We start from the raw sequence: 25,848 nt of genomic DNA, 5'->3' as shown, positions 1-25,848 counted from the left end.
TAACACAAAGGGGCAAAATAAAATGAAAAAAACGTTAAGTTAAAAGATGCTAAAAAGTAATTGAATACAAAAAAACAAACCCCATCACAATGACGGGGCTTTTTTGGTATTGAGGTATGGGATCTAACTTCTGTTCAACCTCTTCACGCTTATCCTGGACCTTTCAATCCAACAAACTCATGACATCTTCTTCTGACAATTTCACTTCATTTTCATGATCGATACTCAATACGGATTTGGCAAGATTTGCCTTGTTCTTTTGCAAAGCTAAAATCTTTTCTTCTATGCTTTGATTGGTAATCAGTTTATAGACAAAAACAGGTTTGTCTTGACCGATTCTCCATGCACGATCAGAGGCTTGATCTTCCGCAGCGGGGTTCCACCATGGATCAAAATGTATCACAGTATCAGCAGCGGTCAGGTTCAGTCCGACACCACCTGCTTTTAAACTGATCAAGAAAACAGGAATTTCTCCTGATTGGAATGCCGTGATCACCTCGTCACGCTTTTTAGTTTGTCCTGTCAGTTTTACATTTCGAATGTTTAATGCTTTCAAATGTTCTTCAATCAGTTGAAGCATGGTTGTAAATTGGGAAAAGATCAAAATCTTGCGTCCTTCTTCAACCATGCCTTGCACCATATCTAATAAATGATCCAATTTAGCAGATTCAACATTTTGATTTTTAATTTGATCAAGCTGTAAAAGGCTAGGATGACAACAGACTTGGCGGAGTTTGAGTAGGGCGCTTAAAATCTGGATTTGACTGCGATGGAAACCCTTGGCTGCAATGAGTTCCCGGATATTTTTTTGCATTGTTGCACGAACAGCTTCATAGAGTTTGGATTGCTGTTCATTCATGTCAATATTGACTTCAATTGTCGTTTTCTCTGGAAGTTCTTTAGCAACTTCTGTTTTTAAACGACGCAACATAAATGGCTTAATACGAGAAATGAGCTTGGCTTTTGTCGCTATATCCGCATGTTTTTCGATAGGATTGCGATATTTTTTATTAAATAACTCTTGGCTGTATAGAAAACCTGGCATGAGGAAATGGAATAAAGACCATAGTTCACCTAGATGATTCTCCATCGGGGTGCCTGTTAAACAAAGACGGTGTTTTGCCTTGATTTGACGAACCACTTGAGATGCTTTGGCCCGCGGATTTTTGATGTTTTGTGCCTCATCTAAAATCAGCATATGGTACTGATGTGGCAATAAAAACGCTTCATCACGACCAATTAATGGATAGGTACTCAGCACAACATCTGCATTTTGAATATCTTGGAAATATTCCAAACGATCTTGGCCTTGAAGCACTAAAACCTTTAACTCCGGGGTAAATTTTTCCGCTTCTTTACGCCAGTTATGCATCAGAGAGGTAGGCGCAATAATCAAGGCTGGTCGTTTTTTCAGGCGACCTGCCTGCTTTTCGATGAGAATGTGCGCAAGCGTTTGCGCAGTTTTACCTAGACCCATATCATCAGCAAGGATACCACCATGTTCAGTTTCACGTAAAAACTGCAACCATGCCAGACCTTGCTGTTGATAGGGGCGTAATTCTCCTTGAAAGCCTTTAGGCGTCGCAATTTGATGCTGATAACTACTTTGCAGCTTTTCAGCAAATATCTGTAAGCGCTCACTACTTTGCCACGGCATACCCAAATGATGCTGTAAATCTAAAAATTGTGCAGCATCGTATTGATCTAATGATGCAGATTCTGGGTGACGTAAAATTTCTTTGAGATAAATCAGAATAGGCTTAATGTCTTGTACTTTTAATGCCAATTGAGATTGAGCCTCTTTTAAATGAACGATGAGAAAACTTTCATCCTTCATTTGTGCAATATAATCGTCTTCTAAAAGGTGTGGATTATGTTGAATAGCATAACCCAATAGGTCAATCAGATTGTAGGTTTGCCCATGCACATCTTGAATGGTTGCGCCGACATTAAACCAATCTTGCTTTTTTTCCGATTCAGTCAAAGACAGCTGCAAATTCTGTGTGGCACGTAAATTGAATTGACTGTCGGCTGTATGTTCCACTTTCCAGCCAAGAAGTTCAATCTTATTTTCAGGGATCAACTGGTCAATCCATGCTGTAGGATCTGCACAAATAATTGAATTTTCGGTGATATTTTCAAATGCAGGTCTTTTGCTTTTCGGTATTTTTTTGATCCATTGCAGCGTTGGAATCGCAGCCATCAATGCATCAACATGTTGTTTTTCTACGACAAGATCACGTTGTTGTCGTACTGTTTTTTGCTGAATGTTGCTGACAAAACATTCATCAGGAAAACCCGCTTTAATTCTTCCAGCTTGATATTCAAATTCAATTTCTGCAAATGCGTAATGATGCATATGACCTAAACGATCATATTGCGGATGAGTACCGAAGCGTAAAATAGGGATGGGTTTTCCAGTCAGAATATCAACACTTTGTGTACATTGGGCTTGTGGCAAGTCTTCAAAACACGAATAAGGCTGAATCGCTTGTTGAAACTCAGGCATAAGTTCAACAGGCATCTGAGGCATATTGAGCAGTTCTTCAATCATTTCACTGGAATAGGATGATTCAAGTGCACCCACTTGATTTTTCAAAAGATCAAGATAACTTAATGGGTGAGAATGAATAATGTAGATGTTTTTTGCATGTTCATCCGTAATTTCTGACTGCTGATCATCGAAAAATTGTGCTTTTAATTTTTCAGTTTGTTGCTCAGGTTGAGATTGCCAGTTAAATTCGATTTTATAGTTTTGTTCAGACCAGATTAATGCGGGTCTTTGCACATCCAATGCATAACAATCCCCACTCAAAACTGCAGTTTTAAGATGCTCCTGATAGATACCTGAAATATCCCATGATGAAGGATAAAAATGAGCATTGTTAAAATTTAATTTTGCAAAAAAGTAGAGGTGGCTAAAGGTTTTCTTTTCTTCAGGACTGACTTTCAAACGTTCATTGAGTACATTGTCATAACTGGTATACAGCGCTGTATCACGGATTTTTCCATCTTTATTATGACGAACTTTGTATACACAAAGTTGCAGTTGAGCCGAGTTATTTTTAGCTTGGAAGATATAGACCAGTTGATGAGGTGTTTTTTTGGTGCTGGGCTGAATTTGAGCCAATTGCTGTTTAAATTGATTTAGCCAAGCTTTTGCAGTGCCATGTGCAGTTTGATTGGTTGTCGCTGAAGACTGCTCTGAATGGTTTAAATTCTGTCGCGTGAGTGCAGCCGACATTTCTTGATCATAAAAATGACGCGCTAAGGCGGCTGCGTGTTTACAATCATAGGCCACAGCACAACTACAGTCAGTATCGACAATCTGATTTTTTAGCGGATTGTAAATAACAGCAGTCTCATAATAATCTGTCCCTTGAACTTGTGCCTCTATCACCAAATTGTCACGGTCAGGATAAATTTCTAGAGATTTAAGATCAATTTTTTTGACATAACTCAAGCTTCGTTGAATAGTTGCCGGGCTAAAACGAGATAAAAATTGATTCAGTGTCGCCATTATTTGTAGAGCTAAAAATTAAAATGAAATTATTAAGAGTGTAACGGATTTTTGAAATGGAAGCTGAAATTAATACATGAGTTTTCAGCAAAATTGACATGTTTTTAATTATAAAATGATCATTTCTGCAACTTTAAAACCCTTAAAATCTGTCAGTATAAGTTTTTAAAAATAATGCTGGGAAGCACATCAGGATGAAACATAACCTAATTTACTATACAGATCAGCATTTTGCCTTTGCGGACTCAGTTCGCAAGTTTGTTCAAAAAGAGTTAATGCCACATATCAATGAATGGGAAGAAACTGAAACATTTCCAAAAGAACTTTACCAAAAAGCAGCAGAAATCGGTTTGCTGGGGATTGGTTTCGACGAACGTTACGGGGGGATCCCTGAAACTGATGCCTTTCATGTGCTTTTATCTTCAATTGAACTGGCTAAAACAGGTTCAGGCGGGTTGTGTGCTTCTTTATTGTCACATTCAATTGGCGCACCGCCGATCAATCACTTTGCAACAGATGAAATTAAGCAAACGGTACTCACACAAATCCTGGCGGGTGAAAAAATCTCTGCGTTAGCGATTACAGAACCAACAGGCGGCTCAGATGTCGCTGCGCTCAAAACCAAAGCCGTACGAGAGGGTAATGACTATATCGTGAGTGGTGAAAAGACGTTTATTACCTCTGGTATACGTGCAGATTACTATACGGTTGCTGTGCGTACGGATGCTGATGCCAAAGGTCCAAATGGTATTTCCATGTTATTGGTCGATGCGCATAGTGAGGGTATAACCAAATCAAAACTCGATAAAATGGGGTGGTGGGCTTCGGATACTGCACATTTACATTTCGATCAAGTTCGTGTTCCAGCAGATCATTTATTGGGTGCTGAAAATATGGGCTTTTTGGTGATTATGAATAATTTCAATATGGAACGATTTTTTCTCGCTGCCAGTAGTTATGGTTTTGCTTTAACCTGTTATGAAGAAGCTTTGGAATGGGCACGAGAACGTAAAACATTTGGCCAGCGTTTGGTGGATCATCAAGTGGTACGGCATAAATTGGTGGATATGGCAACTCGCCTGACCACTACACTGGCTTTATTGGAAGATACAGCGTATCGCCTTGGAAAACCTGAAATGCAGGGCAATGAGTTGATTGCCCAAATCTGTATGCTAAAAAATGTTGCAACACAGACCATGCAATTTTGTGCAGATGCAGCAGTACAAACGCTGGGGGGGATGGGCTTTATGCGAGGAACGAAGTCTGAACGTATTTATCGCGATGTAAAAGTGAATATGATTGGGGGTGGCGCGGAAGAAATTATGAAAGATCTCGCCAGTCGTCAATTGGGCTATTAGAATTCGAGCAATTGATTAAGATAGTACTGTATGGAAAATACAGTGTCATAAAAATAACCAGGGAATAACAAGATATGGATCATTTAAATAACCCGATTTACTACAGCGCTGAACATCGTGCATTTGCTGACAGTGTGAAGAAGTTTGTTGAAAAAGAAATTAGTCCTTATGTTAATGAATGGGATGAGGCGGGAAGCTTTCCACGAGAACTTTATCGAAAAGCGGCATCTATCGGACTTTTAGGGTTAGGGTTTGATGAAGATCATGGTGGGATCCCTGATGCAGATGCATTTCATGTTTTGCTTGCAGCCGTTGAAACAGCTAAAGCTGGTTCAGGTGGGGTACATATCTCACTGATGATTCATACCATTGGAACGCCGCCTATCCATTATTTTGCAAAGCCTCATATTCGTGACCAAGTAATGCCACAAATTATTGCAGGTGAAAAAATTTCTGCACTTGCCATCACTGAACCGAGTGGCGGATCTGATGTTGCTGCATTGCAAACCAAAGCGATACGAGAGGGTGATTTTTACCGGCTCAGTGGAGAAAAAACCTTTATTACTTCAGGTATGCGAGCTGACTATTACACTGTTGCTGTAAGAACCAATCCTGATATAAAAGGCGCCAATGGGATTTCGATGCTGCTGGTCGATGCACATAGTGAAGGTATTACCAAATCCCCTTTAAAGAAAATGGGATGGTGGGCATCGGACACCGCACATTTACATTTTGACCAAGTTAAAGTACCTGTAGAAAATCTTTTAGGAGAAGAAAATGCTGGTTTTAAAGTGATTATGAAAAACTTTAACATGGAGCGTTTTTGGCTGGCATCTATGGCTTATGGTTATGCACTGGTGTGTTATCAAGAGGCTTTGGAATGGTCTAAAGATCGAAAAACTTTTGGTAAACGCCTGGTTGACCACCAAGTGGTTCGTCATAAACTGGTGGATATGGCGACGCGTTTAACCTATACGCGCGCTTTACTGGAGGACACTGCTTATCGGATGGGCAAAGCTGAACTACAGGGCAGTGATTTAATTGCACAGATTTGTATGTCAAAGAATGTTGCGACACAAAGCATGCAATTTTGTGCAGACGCTGCTGTACAAACTTTAGGTGGAATGGGTTTTATGCGTGGAACGAAGACTGAGCGAATTTATCGTGAAGTAAAGGTCAACATGATTGGCGGTGGTGCGGAAGAAATCATGAAGGATTTGATCAGTAAGCAGTTGGGGTTTTGATTTTTGTATCTTAAATGATCTGCTCATAATGATATGTAATCGGAGAATTTCTTTTATTTTGGGACGATTTTTAAATGATTTCGACGTTTAATTTTCCGCAAATATGGCGTTATTCTCCAACACAGCGTGTAAGCTGAATTTCCACATGCCCAATAACAAATCGTCGTTGCATGAATGTCGAGGTTATCTTCTAAAAGCTGAAGAATTGTGCTCCATTGCTGATCTGAATCCAGTATTTTTGTCGATTCCTCAAACGATTGTAAAATCGTTTCCATCAGTGCAAATTTTTCGTCTTCATTGAGTTCATTTGAAAGATAAGCATCTATAAATTCATCAATACGATTTGGGTCAGCAACCTCGTATTCCCAATCTTGCATAAAAGGATCGTAGGGTAAGTTAAAGCGTTGAACCAATGCGTAAATTGCCGAGGCGGTAATGTATCGTTGAGGATATGTTTTAAGCATTATTTTTTTGTCTGTTTGATCATAAAACAAAACTTAACTTATTTCGGTTTTTTTAATATGCAATTGATGCAGAGAAACCAAGCAATATTTATTTCAAAGCCATATTTAAAACGGTTTCAGTCAATTCTTCCATTGTCATTTTACCGTTGGGCTTATACCACGTCACTGTCCAAGCAATTGCACCCCCCAATAAGCGACGCCAAATAAAAGCATCATGTTGAACTTTATTGAGTTTACGTAGCTTTTCAATCACAGTCAGCCAAATGTCCTCATAAGCATTGCGAAGTTTAAGCAACTCATCCTGTCTAGGTTTAGATAAAGCAAACCATTCATAAACCAGAACAGCCATCGCTGAACCTGTATCACCGCTAATAGAGATCAGTTCAGCTTTAATTAAGTGTTTCAATTGTTGCTCAGGATCATCTGATATTTGAATCGCATCCAACAGACGAGCATGATTATAAATAATGGTCTGTTGCATCACATGGGCAAGAATATCATCCTTACTTTTAAAATGATGAAACAAGCTACCTGATTGAATTCCAATAAAATTGGCTAACTCACGTACAGTAGTTTTGGCATAGCCTTGTTTGTGGAACAGGTAGGCAGCACCCAGCAATAAACGACCTCTAGGGCTGTCATCAAAACAGGCAATGGACTGAATATCATTGATTGAATTAGCGATCATCGGATCATTTTTTTCCATAAAGTTAAGCCATTTTTTTATTGTTTGAAATGCGTTTTAACACATTTGCCAATTCAGGATAACATTTTGCACTTTACAAACCAAGCGCTTGCTTGGTAGATTGATGTATAAATTTTATTCAGAACAATCAAAACAACATAGGTGTGAAAATGGACGATCAGCGTATTGTGAAAATTGGATGTGCCTCAGGTTTCTGGGGCGATACCAATACTGCTGCATTTCAACTGGTACATATGTCTGACATTGACTACCTTGTGTTTGATTACCTTTCAGAAATCACCATGTCAATCATGGCAAAAGCGATGATGGTCAATCCTGAGCATGGCTATGCTTTAGACTTTGTCAGTCGGGTGATGACGCCATTACTTAAAAAAATCAGCGATAAAAAGATCAAGGTGATCAGCAATGCAGGTGGGGTGAATCCTTTGGCATGCCGTGATGCTTTGCAAAAAGTGATTGATGCTCAAGGTTTAAATTTAAAAATTGCCGTGGTATTGGGAGATGATCTACTTGCTCAACAGACCACTTTAAAAACACAAAATATTCAAGAAATGTTTAGTGGAGAAAACTTACCCGATCAGCTTGCCAGTTGTAATGCCTATCTAGGGGCAATTCCAATTCGTGATGCGCTTGATCAAGGTGCGGACATCGTGATCACAGGACGGGTGGTGGACTCTGCTGTAGTACTTGCACCCTTACTGCATGAATATCAATGGTCTTTGGATGATTATGACAAACTGGCTCAAGGCTCACTGGCAGGGCATATCATTGAGTGTGGTGCTCAATGCACAGGGGGGAATTTCACCGATTGGCGTTTAGTTCAAGGTTTTGACAATATGGGATTTCCGATTGTTGAAGTCAAATCCGATGCCTCATTTGTTGTAACTAAACCCAAAGGTACGGGGGGATTGGTTTCGACTGCGACAGTTGCTGAACAAATTGTTTATGAAATCGGTAATCCTCAAGCCTATTTGCTACCCGATGTCACTGCGGATTTTAGCCAAGTAACATTACAGCAACTGGAACAGGATCGGGTTCTGGTTATTGGCGCAAAAGGTCGAGCACCCACTCAGCAATATAAAGTCAGTGCAACTTACCCAGATGGATATCGGGTGTTGGTGAGCTTTCTGATCGCAGGGCGTGAAGCACCAGAAAAAGCTCAGGTGATTGCAGATGCGATCCTGAATAAATGCGAACGTGTTTTAGCTTTACGTTCAGTGCCGCCCTTTACTGAAAAGTCTGTTGAGATATTGGGCACTGAAAGTACTTATGGGGGCAATGCAAAACCTATTCAAAGCCGTGAAGTCGTGGTCAAAATTGCAGTAAAACATATGTTTAAAGAAGCATGTCTGTTTTTTGCTTCGGAAATTGCACAAGCATCTACAGGAATGGCACCTGCACTGGCGGGTATCGTTGGCGGTCGCCCTAAAGCCTCACCAGTGATCAAACTCTTTTCATTCTTGGTGGACAAATCAGCACTCAATATAGAAATAGATATTGCTGGACAGCGCCATAAAGTTGAAATTCCATCAGGTTCAAGTGAACAGACCTATGATGCATTGCCTGTTGGAGACATTGCCCAATTTTCTGCTCAGGAAATAACGGTTCCTTTGGTTGAAATCGCTCATGCGCGTAGTGGAGACAAGGGTAACCATAGCAATATTGGGGTGATTGCACGTCAACCTGAATATTTGCCTTGGATTCGTGCCAACTTGAATGAAGAAAATGTCAAAGCATATATGCAGCATGTGTTGGACCCAGAAAAATCTCAAGTGATTCGTTATGAAATCCCTGGATTGAATGCGCTGAATTTTATGCTGGAAAATGCACTCGGTGGTGGCGGCATTGCCAGTTTACGCATTGATCCGCAGGGTAAAGCCTTCGCACAGCAACTGTTGGATATGCCTGTCAAAATCCCTGCGAATTTAAAGCCCTCTTAAGTCTTTTATAAAAGTGGAAAACTCGTTTTTATAAAAGATATTAAAAAGGGTTCAAGGAATCTAAAAGAAATTAATTGGAATTAAGACAATGCATTATCACTCAATATTTAGATCAGATGCTTTTCAAGACAAAGTCATTGTTGTAACAGGTGGTGGCTCGGGTATTGGACGTTGTACTGCGCATGAATTGGCGTCTTTAGGCGCTCAAGTTGTCATCACTGGACGAAAAATTGAAAAGCTCAATAGAGTAAGCCAGGAAATCAGCGACGATGGGGGGAAAGTACATCATATCGTTTGTGATAACCGTGAAGAACAACAAGTCAAAGACATGATTGCTGAAGTGATAGAAAAATTTGGCAAGCTTGATGGTCTGGTCAATAACGCAGGTGGACAATTCCCTTCAAACTTAGAAGGTATTTCAGCGAATGGATTTGATGCTGTAGTCCGCAATAACCTGCATTCAACTTTCTACTTAATGAAAGAAGCATACAACCAATGGATGGCAAAACATGGGGGCAGTATTGTCAATATGGCAGCCGATATGTGGGGAGGAATGCCGGGGATGGGGCACTCTGGTGCAGCACGTTCTGGTGTGGATAACTTGACCAAAACTGCCGCAGTAGAGTGGGGGCGATCAGGTGTCCGAGTCAACTGTGTCGCACCAGGATGGATTATTTCATCAGGGATGGATAATTATTCAGGTGATTTTGCCAAATTCATTATTCCAAGCTTGGCAGGTAATGTGCCACTTAAACGTATGGGAACAGAGTCCGAAATTTCTTCTGCGATCTGCTATCTGCTTTCCGAAGCAGCAGGTTTTATTTCTGGGGTTACACTCCGTATCGATGGAGCAGCTTCTTTAGGGACGCGAATGTATCCTCTGGCGGATGCTGTGAATAGCGAATCATTCAATGGTTTCCATCGTGCTTTTATTCCAGATGTACTCAAAGAACAATTAGGCAATTCATCGAATAACTCAACGACAGGAGAAAATACATGACTGTTCTCCAATCCGAAATTGCAGTCGGCAGCGAGCAATATGAACAGAACAAACAAGCGCTACTGAATCAAATTAAAGAAGTGCGCACGGTGCAAAATAAGAACATTGAAAAGTCTTATGCAGCCAAGGCCAAATTTGATAAGAAAGGCAAAATTTTACCACATGAGCGTGTTCGTTTAGCCTTAGATGCGGATTCACCCTTTGTTGAGTTGTGTGGTTTAGTCGGCTACGGCATGCATGATGATAAAGATGGCTCAGATGCAGGAGGGGGCATTATTTCAGGGATCGGATTTGTGAGTGGTGTCCGCTGTCTAATTTCTGCAAGCAATAGTGCGATCAAAGGTGGAACGATGTCTCCGATGGGGGTGCAAAAAACCTTACGCCTACAAGCGATTGCATTCGAACAAAAATTACCAATGCTGACCCTGACTGAAAGTGGCGGTGCAAACTTAAATTATGCTGCTGAAGTCTTTACCTATGGTGGAATGACTTTTGCCAACCAAGCTCGGCTTTCTGCGGCAGGTTTACCGCAAGTGTCTGTGGTACATGGCAATGCAACAGCGGGTGGGGCATATCAGCCGGGCTTGTCTGACTATGTCATTGTTGTACGCAAACAAACCGAGATGTTACTTGCGGGACCTCCTTTGCTTCTGGCTGCTACAGGTGAGGTTGCGACTGCTGAAGAGCTCGGTGGAGCAGAAATGCATGCCCAAGTTGCGGGTACAGCGGAGTTCTTGGCTGAAAATGATGCAGATGGAATTCGTATTGCAAGGGAGGTGTTTGAGCATCTCAATTGGAAAGAACAAACCCAAAAATTAAAGCGAGATTATCCAGAACCACGTTACCCTGCTGAAGAGTTACTCGGCATTATTCCTGCAAATCCCAAACAGCCTTTTGATATGAAAGAAGTGATTGCAAGGATTGTAGATGATTCTGATTTTTTTGAAGTTAAACAGGAATACGATGCATTGACTGTGTGCGGTTGGGCAAAAATTGGTGGATTACACATTGGCATCATTACCAATAATGGACCGATTACCCCACAAGGTGCAACCAAAGCGGCTCAATTCATTCATCTGTGTGAGCAGACCAAGCGTCCTTTACTGTTTTTGCACAACACCACAGGTTTTATGGTTGGAACAGATGCAGAACAAAACGGCATCATCAAGCATGGTTCAAAATTGATCCAAGCGGTGGCAAATACAACAGTTCCCAAAATTTCAATTGTCGTCGCCGGGTCATATGGTGCAGGAAATTACGCCATGTGTGGTCGTCCGCTGTCACCACAATTTATTTTTGCCTGGCCAAATTCACATGTTGCAGTGATGGGCTCTGCTCAAGCCGGTAAGGTGTTGCGGATTGTAGCAGAAGGTAAACAGAAAGCGTCAGGGATGGAGCCGAATGAACAGATGCTGGACTTCTTGGAACAAAGTACAGCAGCCAAATTAGAACAACAGTCTACCGCCTTATTCAATACGGCAATGCTCCATGATGATGGAATCATTGATCCAAGAGATACGCGTAAGGTTTTGATTTTCTTGCTTGAAACAATTTATGAAGCTGAGCATCGAAAACTGAACCCAATCCGTTTTGGCGTGTCGAGACTTTAAACTGTCTAATTCAAATGATTTTATGTATAGGACTGATTTTGAATCAAAAACTCTCTTGTTAAAGTGTGATAAGAGCAGATTTAATTTAAGGAAAAAAATAATGAAATTTACATCAGAGCATGACGCACTACGCCGTACTACACGTCAGTTTGTTGAGACCGAACTCAATCCATATATTCCAGCATGGGAAGCTGAAGGGCGTTTTCCAATTCATGATGTATTTAAAAAGCTGTCTGACCTGGGATTATTGGGGATTTGTAAACCAGAAGAAAACGGGGGATTGGGCTTAGATTATTCCTATAACCTTGTGGTAGCGGAAGAACTTGGGCGTGCAGCATGTGGGGGAGTACCTCTGGCAATAGGTGTACAGACCGATATGGCAACACCTGCTTTGGCCCGTTTTGGCAGCAAAGAATTGCGTGATGAATTTTTAACACCTGCCATTGCAGGTGAGTATGTTGCCTCCATTGCGGTATCGGAAGTGCATGCCGGTTCAGATGTTGCCGCGATCAAAACCACTGCAAAGAAAGACGGTGATGATTATGTAATTAATGGCAGTAAAATGTGGATTACCAATTCACTGCAAGCAGATTTCTTCTGTTTACTTGCCAATACGTCCGATGACAAACCGCATGTCAACAAATCAATGATTATTGTTCCTGCAAAATCCGCAGGCATCTCATTTTCAGAACCTTTAAATAAGCTGGGCATGCGCTCAACGACTACAGCAGAAGTTTATTTTGACAATGTTCGTGTGCCACAGCGTTACTTGGTCGGTGCAGAAGGCATGGGCTTCATGATGCAGATGATGCAATTTCAAGAAGAGCGTATGTGGGCGGCTGCCAATGCTATTGGTGGTTTAGAAAATGTTATTCAGCAAACCATTCAATACACCAAGGAGCGCAGCACTTTTGGACAACCTTTGATCAACAATCAATATGTACATTTCCGTTTTGCTGAATTGATGACAGAAGTCGAGGCCTTACGTGCTTTAACTTATCGTGCTTGTGAAATTCATGTTGCTGGTGGCAATGCGACTGAAATAGCCTCTATGGCAAAACTCAAAGCAGGACGCTTGACCCGTGAAGTCGCTGACAGTTGTTTACAGTTTTGGGGAGGCAATGGCTTTATGTGGGATAACCCTGCTTCACAACTGTATCGAGATGGTCGTTTAGGTTCAATCGGTGGTGGTGCTGATGAAATCATGCTCGGTATTATTTGTAAGCTGATGGATATTTTACCGTCCAAGCGTAAATAAATAGGGAGAATATGGAGATGACACTTTCACCATCGCTAACAGCACAGGTATTTGATTCAAGTATTGAACTTGAACAAGAGGGCAGTATTTTAACTTTATGGCTTAATCGACCTGACAGTCGTAATGCGATGAGTTTGGATATGGTCAAAGCGATTCAGCAAGTATTTCAAGTCATTGAACAGGATGTATCAATTCGTGCGGTCATTTTACGGGGTAAAGGGGGGCATTTTTGTGCAGGGGGTGACATCAAAGATATGGCAAAACTGCGTGGTGAAGCAATCAATGTAGGCTCTCTGCAACCTTATGTTGATTTCAATCGCCAATTTGGTCATATGATTCAACAAGTTGATCAAGCTCCGCAAACTGTAGTTGCAGTATTGGAAGGTGCTGTGTTGGGGGGCGGCTTTGGTTTGGCTTGTGTTTCAGATATCGCCATCAGTCTTGCTGATGCCAAATTTGGCTTACCTGAAACAGGGCTAGGCGTGATCCCTGCGCAGATTGCACCTTTTGTGGTCAAACGAATCGGTTTGACACAAGCACGTCATTTGGCGCTATTGGGATCACGTTTTGAAGGTTACACTGCATTGAAAGTGGGTGTGGTACATGAAGTCGTTGAGAATGAAAAAGCATTGGCAGTGCTGTTGGTTGAAACCATTCAGCAAATCAAACGGACTGCGCCGCAAGCCTCTCGTGTGACCAAAGCGTTATTACATCGAACCTTAAATGAGCCTTTAACAGCACTGTTGGATGATGCAGCACAGCAATTTGCGCAGGCTGTGGGTGGTGAAGAAGGCATGGAAGGAACCTTGGCATTTATACAAAAACGAGAACCGAATTGGTTTGATGGATAGCCAAGACATCAGGATTGATTTTAAGTGATTGATTTATCATTAAAATCAAGATCATCAAATCAATAAAATATAAAAATAGGGGAAACGAGAATGGCATTTTCAAAAATATTGGTGGCGAATCGTGGTGAAATTGCTGTTCGCGTAATGAAAACAGCAAAAGCAATGGGCTATCAAACAGTGGCTGTCTATTCAGATGCGGATCGTCATGCACGGCATGTTCAGTTTGCAGATGAAGCTGTCTATATCGGTGCGTCAAAGGTTTCAGCGTCCTATCTTTCTATAGATAATATTATCGAAGCATGTCAAAAAACAGGAGCAGATGCCGTACATCCCGGTTATGGTTTTCTTTCGGAGAATACTGACTTTGCCGCAGCATGTGCTAAAAATGATATTACTTTTATCGGACCACCTGCATCCGCAATTGAATTGATGGGAAGTAAACGACTTTCAAAGATTGCCATGATCGAGGCTGGTGTGCCTTGTGTACCTGGTTATGAGGGTGATCAGCAAGATATTGAATATCTTGAACAACAAGCCAACAAAATTGGCTATCCATTGATGGTCAAAGCATCCGCAGGAGGCGGTGGTCGGGGCATGCGTCTGGTTCACCAATCGGCTGATATTGTCGAAGCCTTAAAAACAGCACGTTCTGAAGCTGAGAATGCATTTGGTTCAGGTGAGCTCATTCTTGAAAAAGCTGTAATAGCTCCCCGTCATGTTGAAATTCAGGTGTTTGGCGATACGCATGGCAATTATGTTTATCTGTTTGAACGTGACTGTTCGATTCAACGCCGTCATCAAAAGGTCGTCGAGGAAGCACCTTGTCCAGTCATGACTGAAAGCTTGCGCCAACAAATGGGAGAGGCCGCGGTAGCTGCAGCAAAATCTTGTAAGTATGTCGGGGCAGGAACTGTCGAATTTTTATTGGATCAATCGGGTAATTTTTATTTCTTGGAAATGAATACACGTTTGCAAGTTGAGCATCCTGTAACGGAGATGATTACTGGACTGGATCTTGTGGAATGGCAACTGCGTGTTGCCAATGGAGAAACGCTGCCACTTCAGCAATCTGAGCTGGCCTTGACAGGACATGCGATTGAAGTCCGTTTATATGCAGAAGATCCCCGACAGGATTTTTTACCTCAAACGGGACGTATATATCGTTGGCAAGCTGCGGAGTCGCCTCATGTACGCATTGATCATGGGTTACTTGAACAGGATGAAATTAGTCCTTTTTATGATCCAATGGTGGCGAAAGTCATTGCCTATGGTCAAACCCGGCAAGATGCGATTCGGCTTTTGGCGCGTGCTGTAGATGACTGTGTTCTTTTGGGGGTAAACAGCAATAAACAGTTTTTGGTCAATTTGCTTAGACATCCGATTATTGTCAAAGGCGATACCAACACGGCATTTATCCAAGAGCATTTTCAAAATGATCCAAGTTTGCATTCACAAACACTAGATTTAGAGTATTTGGCAGTTGCCACAGCATTATTCACCCATGCTGCAAGTCAAAGCAGTTGGAATACAGGGATTGCTTTATCTTTACCGTTGAAATTGAAACATGAAGATCAACACATGCATGTACTGGTAAAACGTGATCGTGATTTAGTCGGTGTTGAAATCTGTGGGCAAAGCCTTGACATTCAGATCATTGCACAAGATGTCGACCAACTGATTTACGAAACAAATTCTGTGCGCCGTTCAATCAATTATGTCTTAGATGGAAATCGGGTTTATTTGGACGCTGTAAATGGCAATATTGCCATAGAGAATGTTACTTATGCCCCACCAGAAAGTACCGATATTGCGGGCGATGGTAAAATCCGTGCCCCAATGGATGGTGCAATTATTCATATTTTGGTCAATCCTGGAGATACTGTGTCTAAAGGTCAAACGCTACTGATTTTAGAAGCAATGAAAATACAACAACAGATTAAATCGGATGTAGATGGCGTGGTCGAGGAGATCGTTGGACAGGTTGGGCAACAGGTGAAAAAACGACAATTGGTTTTGAATATTCAGGCCTGAGTCGTTTTCAACTGGATGATATTGGTTTGATATCAACTTCAATATCGTTGGATATTGAAGTTTTATTTTGGAAATAATCAGTTTGCTGTTCCCTTGACAGCTTTTCAGTCTATTGTTATTTTTCCGCAATTCTTATCAACAAACATTCTACATGCCCATTGATGATGGCTTTGTTTATCAGCCACCTTTAGACCCGCTCGATATTATTTTTGAAGACGATGACTTTGTTGCAATTAACAAACCCGCTGGTTTGTTATCTGTTCCCGGACGTTTAGTTGAGCATCATGACAGTGCTTATTTTCGAGTATTGGCATTATACCCGAATGCCAAAATCACGCATCGTCTGGATATGGCAACTTCAGGGATTCTGCTTTTTGCCAAGCACCGTGATGCTGAAGTGGCAGCCAGTAAAATGTTTCAGGCCAGAACCGTTAAAAAAAATTATATCGCTTTGGTTCAGGGACAGATCAACAGCAATGGTCAGGTTGATGTACCCTTAATTACAGACTGGGAAAATCGTCCGCGTCAGATTGTGCATTTTGAGTTGGGGAAACCTGCTCAGACCCTGTTTGAAGCTGTAAGCTATGATGCGGAACGGGATATCAGCCGTGTATTGCTCACGCCAATTACAGGTCGTTCACATCAATTACGTGTACATATGCAATATATCGGACATCCGATTATCCGAGATAAGTTATATCATCCTGAACCCTTAAATACCGATTTAAATCGTATGGCGTTACATGCAAGTTATTTATCATTTTTACAGCCGTTTAACAATCAGCTTGTAGAAATCGTCTCTCAACCAGATTTTTAGCCACATTACGTTAACATGAGTTTGATGCAACCATATCTTCAACTCATTGAAAAAATAAGTTTTGACTCGGATATAAAGCTCAAAACAGCAATGAAAAAGCCTGCAAAATTGCAGGCTTCTTTGGTCTGATTGCCAGTGCGATTAAACTTGGTTATTTACATCGTCATTTTTAGTTTCACGAATTGCCAAGAACGCTAAAAGTGAAAGAATGGATGCAGCTGTTAAGTAGTAACCCACAGCTTGTAAACCATATTTGGTGGCAAGCTCTGTGGCGATTAAAGGAGCAAATGATGCACCTAGAATACCTGCCAAGTTAAAGGTTAATGCAGACCCTGTATAACGAACAGAAATTGGAAAGATTTCAGATAAAACTGTCCCAATCGGTCCATATGTCATGCCCATCAATGCCAAACCCACACATAAAAACAGGAACACAATCACTGTACTTCCTGATTCAAGCATACTTGCAAATACTAAACCAAAAAGTGCTGAGGCAACACATACCCCGATCGAGGTGGTTTTACGTCCAAACTTTTCAGCAAACACAGCAGAAAGTGGAATAAATGCAGCAAAACACAGTGTTGCTACAAGTTGCATTTCTAAGAATTGTGCACGAGAGTACCCCAGTTGTTTGGTTCCCCAGTTGAGTGCAAATACAGTGGTCAGATAGAACACAACAAAGGTACAAACCGCTGCAATTGTGCCGAGGAATAACATTTTATAATGCTTGGTCACAACTTCTTTAAATGGGACATTCACTTCTTTTTGTTTGTTCAGTACTTTTTGGAAAGCAGGCGTTTCATGCAACTTTAAGCGAATATATAAACCGACGATCACCAATGCCGCACTTGCGAGGAATGGAATACGCCAACCCCATTGCATAAAGTCTGCTTCAGACATCAATGCACCAAGACCAAGAAAAGAGCCTGTTGCAAGAATAAAACCAATCGGTGCGCCCAGCTGTGGGAACATTCCATACCAAGCACGTTTACCTTCAGGTGCATTTTCAGTAGCCAGCAATACTGCTCCTGACCATTCACCACCAAGACCTAAACCTTGACCTAAACGGCAGAGAGCAAGTAACAGTGGAGCAGCAATACCAATTTGAGCATAAGTTGGAAGCAGACCAATACAAACTGTTGAAATACCCATGGTCAACAATGCTGCGACCAGGGTAGCTTTACGACCAATACGATCGCCTAAGTGACCAAATACAGCAGCACCAATTGGACGTGCAATAAATGCAATGGCAAATGTCGCGAGTGATTGAATGGTTGCCGTCATTGGATCTGTACTTGCTGGAAAGAACAAGTGTGGAAAAATCAAGACTGCCGCAGTGGCATAGATATAAAAATCGAAGAATTCGATTGTTGTACCGACAAGACTTGCGAAAAGAACGCGAGTTTTTGAGTTTGTTTGAATTTCAGGAGTAGCAATAGTTGATGACGCCATGGTGAACCTTACACTTTTAAAAGTAAAACGAGTCTTTAAAGCGTAATCTTTTTAAAAAAGGCGTAATTTCTTAAAAAAACAACGAGATCAACTCAAATCCACTCCATCAGGGTCACTGAATTTTGAGTGTCTATGAATTAAATGACGTAAAGATAGATTGCAAGGAAATGTGATCCTGCACCGATCAGAACAAATATATGCCAAATAGCATGAGTGTATCTTACGCTTTTCAAGGCATAAAACAATGCGCCTATTGTATATGCTAAACCACCGATGACCAATAATTTTAATGCTTCTGGTTGCAAAAACTGTTGCATATCATCCATAACGAGCACTGCGAGCCACCCCATGGTGAGATATGCAGCCAAGGAAATTTTTTCAAAGCGATGAATGAATATTAACTTGAATAGTGTTCCAATAGCTGCAATGACCCAAAGTGCAATCAGCAAGTAATGTGCTTTAGCTGTTGGAATTGCAATTGCCAAAAATGGTGTATAGGTTCCTGCAATTAAGTAATAGATGGCAGTATGATCCAGTTTTTTATACCAGTTCCGCTTTTTTTCATCGACAGCAAAGTGGTAAATGGCTGAACTTGAGAAGAGTAAAATCATACTCAATCCATAAACCACCAATCCGAAAAATTGCCATCCTTGCAGATCATGTCCCTTAATCAGCATAAATACAGTTGCTATGGCAGCCAAAACGGCACCAAATGCATGACTCAAAGCATTGATGCGTTCTTCATGTGCTGCATATGTATGAATCATTTGATCAGTCGACATTGGATTTTATGACCTTAAAAATACACTTGTATAGTAATGCAGTTTTACCTTTAAAGTAAGACGTTTTAAAATAGGTAACTTAATTAATACGAGTTTTGATCATGTCTGATGTCGCGAGTTTATCTGTCCAAGAAAAACAGTTTTTTGATAGCGTACAGCAAGCTATTGATAATCAAAATTTAGATCGATTAATTTTAAGTCAGTATAAAGGTGAATTGACTGATCTGGAGAAAATGACCTTTCGAGTCATCCAATTACAACAAGTGCCTGTGCTGAGTTGTTTATATCGTTATAAAACCAATGATATTACTAAAAATTATCCTTTATCCGATGCTTTAAACACCATTCAACAATTGGCGGAACAATGTAAGCAAGCCAATTTATTTACCAATGAAGCAGAAATACAGCTGAAAAAGAATAAGAAGAAAGCCTTGCTGACCGTAACTAAAAACAAGGTAGGCAAATCTCCTAAAGCCGAACAGCAAGTACATGACCGTAGCAAACAGCGATTTGTCGATCAGCAGAGCTACTTTCTACAACCGCTTGGAATTACCGATGCCAATGCACAGGTGATTCCCAGTATGGCGCGTAAATGGAAACAAATTAATAAATTTGTTGAAATTTTTTCAGGAGCGTTAACGCAGATACAGCAGCAAGGACGACAGGATCAGGTGCAATCTCAAATGCCAGCATTAAAGGTGGTTGATTTTGGTTCGGGGAAAGGTTATCTGACCTTTGCTTTGTATGATTATTTGTCAAAACAGGGGCAAATTCCCTTTGTAACGGGCGTAGAGCTGAATGATAAGATGGTGAAGTTTTGTCAAGATGTGGCAGAAGTCTCTCATTTTGAACAATTGGATTTTTTCCAAGGCGATGTCAGAACTTATCATCCATCACATCTTGATGTGATGATTGCATTACATGCCTGTGATGTAGCAACGGATTTTGCCATTCATACGGGGATTCGCTTAAATGCACAAATCATCATGTGCGCGCCGTGTTGCCATAAAGAATTACGCCCGCAATTGAAAAGCCCACAAGTTTTACAACCGATGTTGCAGTTTGGTATTCATGCTGGACAACAGGCAGAGATGTTAACAGATACGATTCGTGCCTTATTACTCAAGGCATATGGCTATGAAACCAAAGTTTTTGAGTTTGTCGCTTTGGAACATACCAGTAAGAATAAAATGATTTTGGCGACCAAGCGCAAAGATTTTGTCGAACCTGACCAAGCCGTATTGGCTCAGATTCAAGCCTTGAAAACCATGTATGGTGTTCAAAAGCAATCCCTGGAGTTGTTGTTAAACGGGCAATGGGATCAACAAGATATTGGAGCAAAGTGCTAATAAGCTGATGCTCGAGAGGCGCCTCACATTTATAAGAATCGCAAGGGAAAGGTTTACCATAGGGCTAAGCGCAGTTTTATACGCTTAGCCCAGAGTGATCTGAAATGTGGCTACAGTAAAATACCGATATCAGGTTAACTAAAAACAACCTCAATTGATATACAGTTTATTTTATCAATCAACGTTATTCTTGGTTAGTTGTAGCGAGTTCTTCTTCACTTGATCCCATTATTTTTTGAGTAATCGTATCAGGAAAATAGGCTGGGTTATCCATTTCTGGCACCAATTGTTCGTCCACTTTATGAATCAAGATATGGGTTGTTAACGTCTCACGAGGTGCTTTATTGATCAGGTCTGTTAAGAAGTCGGACGCTTTAACAACAGATTTTGCTTCACTGTCTTTACTGTCTTGTACAGGCATTTGAATTTTCTCAAAATCTATGACAGGAACTTTACAGCTTAATGGTACTTGAAAATTTTCTTTATTTTCAATGATTTTTCCGTTCTGTTGACAACTTTTATATACAGCGCCTTGAGCTTTTAATTGGCGTTCAAAAGCAGGTTCAACAATTTTAAAATCGTTGCCGTTAAATTGTTCTTTAAGCATCTGTTTCATTTGTTCAGAAGCCGTTAATTGCTTTTCACCATTTTCATCAAGGTTTTTCTTTGCTTCAACTTCTGAAACACCTGCGATCGCCGCAGCCATTTTTAAATTGAGTTGATCTTGGTGATCATCTTGAGAAAATAATCCGATCATACTTTGCGAGATCACTTTGACACGATCAACATCGGAGGTTTTGGCGTAAATATTTTGAGCAGAAAGTAAAATTGCGCTATAAATAAGTACTTTAAATTTTTGATTTAACAACATAATTATTCTACAGGTTTGGTTAAGTAAGTGATAATGAATACATTATTATGCGTACATTAACATAAATTGAAACAATCAAGGACCAATTTATTGAACATTAGGATTTAAGAGAATGAGTCGATTTGAAATTCAATCAGGACCGTGGAGCCAACTTCAACACGATGCACAGTTGATTCGTAGAAAGGTTTTTATTGAAGAACAAAATATCAGTGAAGTGGATGAATGGGACGACCAAGATGCTGTCTCACTGCATTTTGTGATGTATGAACAAAATCAACCGATTGCCACTGCGCGGTTATTACAAAATGACAGTATCGGGCGTGTAGCGGTATTAAAAAGCTATCGCGGTGAAGGCATCGGGAGGTTGCTCATGCAACATATTATCGATGTTGCCAAGCAGGAACATAGAACAGTACTTAAACTATCTGCACAAACCTATGCGACAAAATTCTATGAAAATTTGGGTTTTCAATTACAAGGTGAAGCATATCTGGATTGTGGAATCCCACATATCGATATGTATCAGAGTTTAAAAAATAGCGAAATAAAATAAGGGAATATCGTCATCAATGCTCAGTATAAAAACCCCGTTAATACAGTCACTCGTTTTAAGTCAACTCAACCAATGCCAGGTATGGCTGAAAATGGAGGCTTTGCAAGCTTCTGCTTCATTTAAACAGCGAAGCATTGGTTATGCTTGTCAAAAATATTTTGAGCAAGGCGCTCAGCGATTTGTCAGCTCTTCAGGTGGAAATGCGGGTTTAGCGGTTGCTTATACTGGACGACAACTCGGTGTTCCTGTCACAGTGGTTGTTCCTGAAACCACAGCACAGCGCGCTCAAGAATTGATTGCTCAACAAGGTGCTGAAGTTATTGTACAAGGTGCTTCATGGGTTGAGGCGAATGCTTTAGCACAGTCGTTATTAACGCCAGATGATGTTTTTATTCACCCTTTTGATGATCCACTGCTTTGGGACGGGATTATCCCCATGATTGATGAGGTGATTGCAGCGGGTGTTGTACCGGATGCAGTCGTGTTATCTGTCGGTGGTGGAAGTCTACTTTCTGGTGTGGTTGCAGGTCTAAATAAACATGGGTTAGGACATATTCCAATTTATGCTGTTGAAACACACGGAACAGCGTCTTTAAATGCGTCTATTATTGCTGGACAACATGTGGAGTTGGATCGTGTAAGCGGAATAGCCACGACATTGGCTGCAAAAAAAGTTTGTCAAAATGCTTTTGATCTGAGCCAGCAATTCGATATACATAGTCAAGTTGTTTCAGACCAAGCGGCTGTAAATGCCTGTCTAAAGTTTGCTGATGACCATCGTATTTTGGTGGAGCCTGCATGTGGTGCAACACTATCGGTACTTTATGATCAGAAAATTCAGTTTAAATTGACTGATCAGGTGTTGGTTATTGTTTGTGGAGGAGCGGGTATTTCATTAAAGACTTTACAAGGATTGAATGGATAAATTCGTTGGATCAGGAATAAACGTTAAAGATATTTTGAATGCTATGCTTTGACTATGGAGCAGATGATAAAATGATTCAAGCTGTATTATTTGATCTAGATCAGACACTTTTGGACCGAACCTCGTCCCTTGAAAAATTTTTAGAATGGTAAATCAATACTTCAACCCTTGTTCCGTTATCACAACAGCAAAATTTTATTCAACGTTTTATTACTCTCGATGCGAATGGTACAGTATGGAAAGACAAGGTCTATGCACAACTCATTCAAGAATTTCAGATTTCCAAAATTACAGTACAAGCATTGCTCACGAGTTATATTGAAGATTTCAACAAGTTTTGTGTGACTTTTCAAAGTGTTGATTCAGTACTTGATCGATTGGTTAAGGCTGATTTTTCCCTTGGACTCATTTCTAATGGCCGAAGTCCATTTCAAGAGCGTAATTTTCAGGCATTGGGTGTAGAGAAGCTTTTCTCTAGCATTATCGTTTCAGAAGCCGTCGGGCTAAGAAAGCCTGATCCAAAAATTTTCCAGTTGGCGTGTCATCAACTTGAACTGATGCCTGAGCAATGTATTTTCGTGGGGGACAATGAAGTTGTTGATATTGTGGGGGCAAAATCTGTCGGCATGCACGCCATTTTATTTGATCCAGAACAAAAAGTGATATCGACACAAGCAGATCATCATGTAAAGTCTTTTAAACACATACTCAGTATTTTAAAAATAAAATGAACAGATTATATAAGCATGGCAGTGTACGACTTCAGATTTTATTTCTATTTGGAGGAGTATTGCTATTCAGTGTATTTGTACACGCTGAAACACAGCAACCATCACCATTAGCCTATGAGATACAGGTGGAAACAAAGCCAAAAACGTATGACCCAGCGACACAGTCACGGATTCGGGTCTATCGAAAGGGTGCGACAAAAACCTTAATTCAGCATTCATTTGATTGTGCAGGAAGAAAAGCTGGGATACGGGATTACTTAAGTGGAAATGGTGCATTATCTGCGCTAAAAGCGTATGCGAGAATCACCTTTAATATTGAAGAAGGGATGCCTCGTAGTGCAATGCAGAAAGAAGCTGAAAGCAATGCGATGCGAACTTACCAACTGATCTCCTATAAAGAGTTTATTTTAAATGCCGATCAACCTGTGAATTTATATGGTTTTGTATTTGGAGCAACTGATTCATCTCGGACAAAAGCACAAGTGATTGATCAATGTGTGGATGCTGTTGCTTCTTTTAGACCTCAGGCTGGGCATGATTACGAAATTTTAGGTCAATATCAAAATAACCAATGTCGATTTCAGGTATTTGATCTAAAAACAAACCATGAAGTCACAGTGTCAGATAAACTTTATGCTTGCCCTGAAAAATCTTGGAAGTTTTGGAAAAAGGGCAACTAGATGAAGCAATTGAATGCAGTTTTTTTGTGGATGATGAGCTTAGTCATCCCCAATTTTACATGGGCATCTTATGTCAATCATTGCCTATTGAGTGCTAAAGTCTTAGATATTAAAGCCCCAACAACAGTTAATTTTAACAATCAGCACAAGGATAAACTTGTTAAAAGTCAATTATTCATCAACATAAAAGTGCTTAAAGCAGAAAAACATGGAAGAGCTGATAGTGGGTGTCAAACATTCATCAATCAAACCATCAAAATAAAAATTGAACATCCACTTTCAGTGATTTTAAGAAAAGGTCAAATCATTGAGATAGAGAGTATCACCAAAGATGCATTTCCTCGTGAAGGGTACGACACAACATACTTGTTGAAGACAAACTAAAGTAAAAAGACTTTATGCTTTTTTGGAAAATCTTTCCCAATCTTCGATGGCTTTGTGACCGCAATCCAAACCAACGTGATAAGTATATTGCAATTTGCGTTTATCCTTACATAAACGCCCTGCTAACATTTTATTGTCAGGAGGACAGACTTCCAAAATACCCTGTTGATTATTTTGACGCATAAAATCGACCGTTGCATTATAACGTTGGCAGCGTTGCTTAAGACTATCTGAAAATCCAGCATGTTGATTCATTAAATATTTGGCAAAAAATTGGTCTGCTTTGCTGCTGGCTTTGAAATAGCTTTGGGTTCGAGTACGGATCACCAATAGGTTTTGAACCTGCTGCTGCTGAGCTGCCCATTGCACTGGAAGAGCATCTGCGACACCACCATCAAAATAAGGTTCACCAAAAATCTCAACAGCTTTCCTTGTAAGATAGGGAATAGAGCTTGAAGCGCGTAATCCGTCAATAATATTGTCTTTCCCTGCCCGTAAATACTCGGCATGACCAGATCGAGCATGAGTCAAGACCATGTAAAAATCAGGGTTTTGTGCAAATAAAGTGTTTTGGTCTAAAGGATTTTCCTTTTCAACAATCTCCCACATCCACTGCATATCCAGTAAATCCCCACCTTTTAAAAAACGCCCGTAACGGATAAATTCAGGACGCAGTGAATGGTCGAGATACAGTTCAATATTGCGACCCTGTTGCTTGGCAATATAATTGGCGAGATTGGTTGAACCTGATGAAACACCCACAAATAGATCAAATGGATTGAAGTTTTGTTGCAGAAAAGCATCGAGTACACCGCAGGTGAAAGCACCACGCATACCACCCCCTTCAACAACAAGGGCATTACGTAAATTATTCATGATTGATTACTGAGTGAGAACGTTGTATGTGGCGATCATTATGAGACATATTTTTCATTTGCGGATTGGACATTTGCATGTCATGGTTTGATTGCTCAGATTCTGTATGCGTAGTTGAATGTGTGGTTGACTTATTTTGTTGGCTTGGCATGTAGTCTGGTTCGTTGCTTACAGCCATATAGAAAAACAGCAGAAACAGGCAACTAAAAATCGTAGCGAAAATAACAGCTTTGGATTTCCATAAGGGTTTTTTGGGAGATTTTATATTGTTCATAGGGAAATACCTAAGAAAATGAACTATGCATCTATCTTATCGTAAAAATCCAGTCAAACGTGTACGTTGATTTAGAAAGGCATAAAATAAATATGGTTTTATACTTAATCTAAGAAAAACGGCTTCTAGCTAAGTCGGATGAGTGAAAAGACAGCGAATATTGAAATAGAGC

The 25,848-nt window shown here is 40.5% G+C and carries 22 protein-coding genes and 1 pseudogene; 15 read left to right on the top strand and 8 right to left on the bottom strand.

What is annotated here, in order from left to right; translation table 11 throughout:
- Window positions 1–163 precede the first annotated feature (163 nt).
- A complete protein-coding gene (locus OSH00_RS19970; protein WP_266131877.1) occupies window positions 164–3,520 on the bottom strand; it encodes a DEAD/DEAH box helicase in 3,357 nt (1,118 codons plus the stop codon).
- 194 nt (window positions 3,521–3,714) lie between these two features.
- Here OSH00_RS19970 and OSH00_RS19965 point away from each other — a divergent pair, with 194 nt between their 5' ends.
- Complete coding sequence (locus OSH00_RS19965; RefSeq protein ID WP_266131876.1) at window positions 3,715–4,878, top strand: acyl-CoA dehydrogenase family protein; 1,164 nt, start codon at window positions 3,715–3,717, stop codon at window positions 4,876–4,878.
- A 74-nt stretch (window positions 4,879–4,952) separates the two neighbouring features.
- The gene (locus OSH00_RS19960; RefSeq protein WP_266131875.1) at window positions 4,953–6,122 is read left to right on the top strand and encodes an acyl-CoA dehydrogenase family protein; all 1,170 of its coding nucleotides are present in this window, start codon (window positions 4,953–4,955) and stop codon (window positions 6,120–6,122) included.
- 53 nt (window positions 6,123–6,175) lie between these two features.
- Here OSH00_RS19960 and OSH00_RS19955 read toward each other — a convergent pair whose 3' ends face one another.
- Both OSH00_RS19955 and OSH00_RS19950 read right to left on the bottom strand, forming a co-directional pair.
- Window positions 6,176–6,586, bottom strand: coding sequence for a hypothetical protein (locus OSH00_RS19955; protein ID WP_266131874.1), 411 nt, complete (start codon window positions 6,584–6,586; stop codon window positions 6,176–6,178).
- Window positions 6,587–6,674: 88 nt separating this feature from the next.
- Complete coding sequence (locus OSH00_RS19950) at window positions 6,675–7,274, bottom strand: TetR/AcrR family transcriptional regulator (RefSeq protein WP_266131878.1); 600 nt, start codon at window positions 7,272–7,274, stop codon at window positions 6,675–6,677.
- Window positions 7,275–7,441: 167 nt separating this feature from the next.
- On the opposite strand from OSH00_RS19950, the gene OSH00_RS19945 reads away from it, so the two are divergent.
- The 7 genes from OSH00_RS19945 to OSH00_RS19915 all read left to right on the top strand — a co-directional run bounded on the left by OSH00_RS19945 (window position 7,442) and on the right by OSH00_RS19915 (window position 16,799).
- Window positions 7,442–9,232, top strand: a complete 1,791-nt coding sequence (locus OSH00_RS19945; RefSeq protein WP_266131873.1) for an acyclic terpene utilization AtuA family protein — start codon at window positions 7,442–7,444, stop codon at window positions 9,230–9,232.
- Between the two features lie 88 nt (window positions 9,233–9,320).
- On the top strand, window positions 9,321–10,232 hold the full coding sequence (locus tag OSH00_RS19940; protein WP_266131872.1) for an SDR family oxidoreductase: 912 nt from the start codon (window positions 9,321–9,323) through the stop codon (window positions 10,230–10,232).
- Entirely contained in the window at window positions 10,229–11,842 is a 1,614-nt protein-coding gene (locus OSH00_RS19935; RefSeq protein WP_266131871.1) for an acyl-CoA carboxylase subunit beta, read from the top strand. Before OSH00_RS19940 ends, OSH00_RS19935 begins: the two co-directional genes overlap by 4 nt.
- A 100-nt stretch (window positions 11,843–11,942) precedes the next feature.
- Window positions 11,943–13,100, top strand: coding sequence for an acyl-CoA dehydrogenase family protein (locus OSH00_RS19930; protein WP_266131870.1), 1,158 nt, complete (start codon window positions 11,943–11,945; stop codon window positions 13,098–13,100).
- 17 nt (window positions 13,101–13,117) lie between these two features.
- On the top strand, window positions 13,118–13,951 hold the full coding sequence (locus OSH00_RS19925; protein ID WP_266131869.1) for an enoyl-CoA hydratase/isomerase family protein: 834 nt from the start codon (window positions 13,118–13,120) through the stop codon (window positions 13,949–13,951).
- Between the two features lie 90 nt (window positions 13,952–14,041).
- Window positions 14,042–15,982: an acetyl/propionyl/methylcrotonyl-CoA carboxylase subunit alpha gene (locus OSH00_RS19920; protein WP_266131868.1), complete on the top strand. Its 1,941-nt coding sequence runs from the start codon at window positions 14,042–14,044 to the stop codon at window positions 15,980–15,982.
- A gap of 151 nt (window positions 15,983–16,133) precedes the next feature.
- Window positions 16,134–16,799 carry an RluA family pseudouridine synthase gene (locus OSH00_RS19915; RefSeq protein ID WP_266131867.1) on the top strand — a complete coding sequence of 222 codons (666 nt, stop codon included), beginning with the start codon at window positions 16,134–16,136 and terminating at the stop codon, window positions 16,797–16,799.
- 141 nt (window positions 16,800–16,940) lie between these two features.
- Here OSH00_RS19915 and OSH00_RS19910 read toward each other — a convergent pair whose 3' ends face one another.
- Window positions 16,941–18,251, bottom strand: coding sequence for an MFS transporter (locus tag OSH00_RS19910; RefSeq protein WP_266131866.1), 1,311 nt, complete (start codon window positions 18,249–18,251; stop codon window positions 16,941–16,943).
- 137 nt (window positions 18,252–18,388) lie between these two features.
- Window positions 18,389–19,033 carry a PAQR family membrane homeostasis protein TrhA gene (gene trhA / locus OSH00_RS19905; protein WP_266131865.1) on the bottom strand — a complete coding sequence of 215 codons (645 nt, stop codon included), beginning with the start codon at window positions 19,031–19,033 and terminating at the stop codon, window positions 18,389–18,391.
- A gap of 101 nt (window positions 19,034–19,134) precedes the next feature.
- Between trhA and OSH00_RS19900 the strand changes: the two genes are divergently transcribed.
- Window positions 19,135–20,382, top strand: coding sequence for a class I SAM-dependent methyltransferase (locus OSH00_RS19900; RefSeq protein ID WP_266131864.1), 1,248 nt, complete (start codon window positions 19,135–19,137; stop codon window positions 20,380–20,382).
- 184 nt (window positions 20,383–20,566) lie between these two features.
- On the opposite strand, the gene OSH00_RS19895 is transcribed toward OSH00_RS19900, so the two are convergent.
- Complete coding sequence (locus OSH00_RS19895; RefSeq protein WP_266131863.1) at window positions 20,567–21,253, bottom strand: hypothetical protein; 687 nt, start codon at window positions 21,251–21,253, stop codon at window positions 20,567–20,569.
- A 112-nt stretch (window positions 21,254–21,365) separates the two neighbouring features.
- Here OSH00_RS19895 and OSH00_RS19890 point away from each other — a divergent pair, with 112 nt between their 5' ends.
- The 5 genes and pseudogenes from OSH00_RS19890 to OSH00_RS19870 all read left to right on the top strand — a co-directional run bounded on the left by OSH00_RS19890 (window position 21,366) and on the right by OSH00_RS19870 (window position 24,526).
- A complete protein-coding gene (locus OSH00_RS19890; protein ID WP_266131862.1) occupies window positions 21,366–21,806 on the top strand; it encodes a GNAT family N-acetyltransferase in 441 nt (146 codons plus the stop codon).
- Window positions 21,807–21,822: 16 nt separating this feature from the next.
- Complete coding sequence (locus OSH00_RS19885) at window positions 21,823–22,731, top strand: pyridoxal-phosphate dependent enzyme (RefSeq protein WP_266131861.1); 909 nt, start codon at window positions 21,823–21,825, stop codon at window positions 22,729–22,731.
- 71 nt (window positions 22,732–22,802) lie between these two features.
- A pseudogene (locus OSH00_RS19880) lies at window positions 22,803–23,462 on the top strand (HAD family hydrolase).
- Window positions 23,459–24,142 (top strand): hypothetical protein, encoded by a 684-nt coding sequence (locus OSH00_RS19875; RefSeq protein ID WP_266131860.1) that lies wholly within the window; start codon window positions 23,459–23,461, stop codon window positions 24,140–24,142. The pseudogene OSH00_RS19880 and the gene OSH00_RS19875 overlap by 4 nt, the downstream one beginning before the upstream one ends.
- Window positions 24,143–24,526 carry a hypothetical protein gene (locus tag OSH00_RS19870; RefSeq protein ID WP_266131859.1) on the top strand — a complete coding sequence of 128 codons (384 nt, stop codon included), beginning with the start codon at window positions 24,143–24,145 and terminating at the stop codon, window positions 24,524–24,526.
- Window positions 24,527–24,538: 12 nt separating this feature from the next.
- On the opposite strand, the gene OSH00_RS19865 is transcribed toward OSH00_RS19870, so the two are convergent.
- Together OSH00_RS19865 and OSH00_RS19860 are read right to left on the bottom strand one after the other, a co-directional pair.
- Window positions 24,539–25,402: a patatin-like phospholipase family protein gene (locus OSH00_RS19865; RefSeq protein WP_266131858.1), complete on the bottom strand. Its 864-nt coding sequence runs from the start codon at window positions 25,400–25,402 to the stop codon at window positions 24,539–24,541.
- Window positions 25,395–25,676 (bottom strand): hypothetical protein, encoded by a 282-nt coding sequence (locus tag OSH00_RS19860; protein WP_266131857.1) that lies wholly within the window; start codon window positions 25,674–25,676, stop codon window positions 25,395–25,397. Before OSH00_RS19860 ends, OSH00_RS19865 begins: the two co-directional genes overlap by 8 nt.
- Window positions 25,677–25,848 lie beyond the last annotated feature (172 nt).

The organism is Acinetobacter nematophilus, from assembly GCF_026344175.1.
GTDB lineage: Bacteria > Pseudomonadota > Gammaproteobacteria > Pseudomonadales > Moraxellaceae > Acinetobacter > Acinetobacter nematophilus.
The sequence above is the reverse complement of the archived record's forward strand: the minus strand, read 5'-3'. Positions and strand labels throughout refer to the sequence as shown.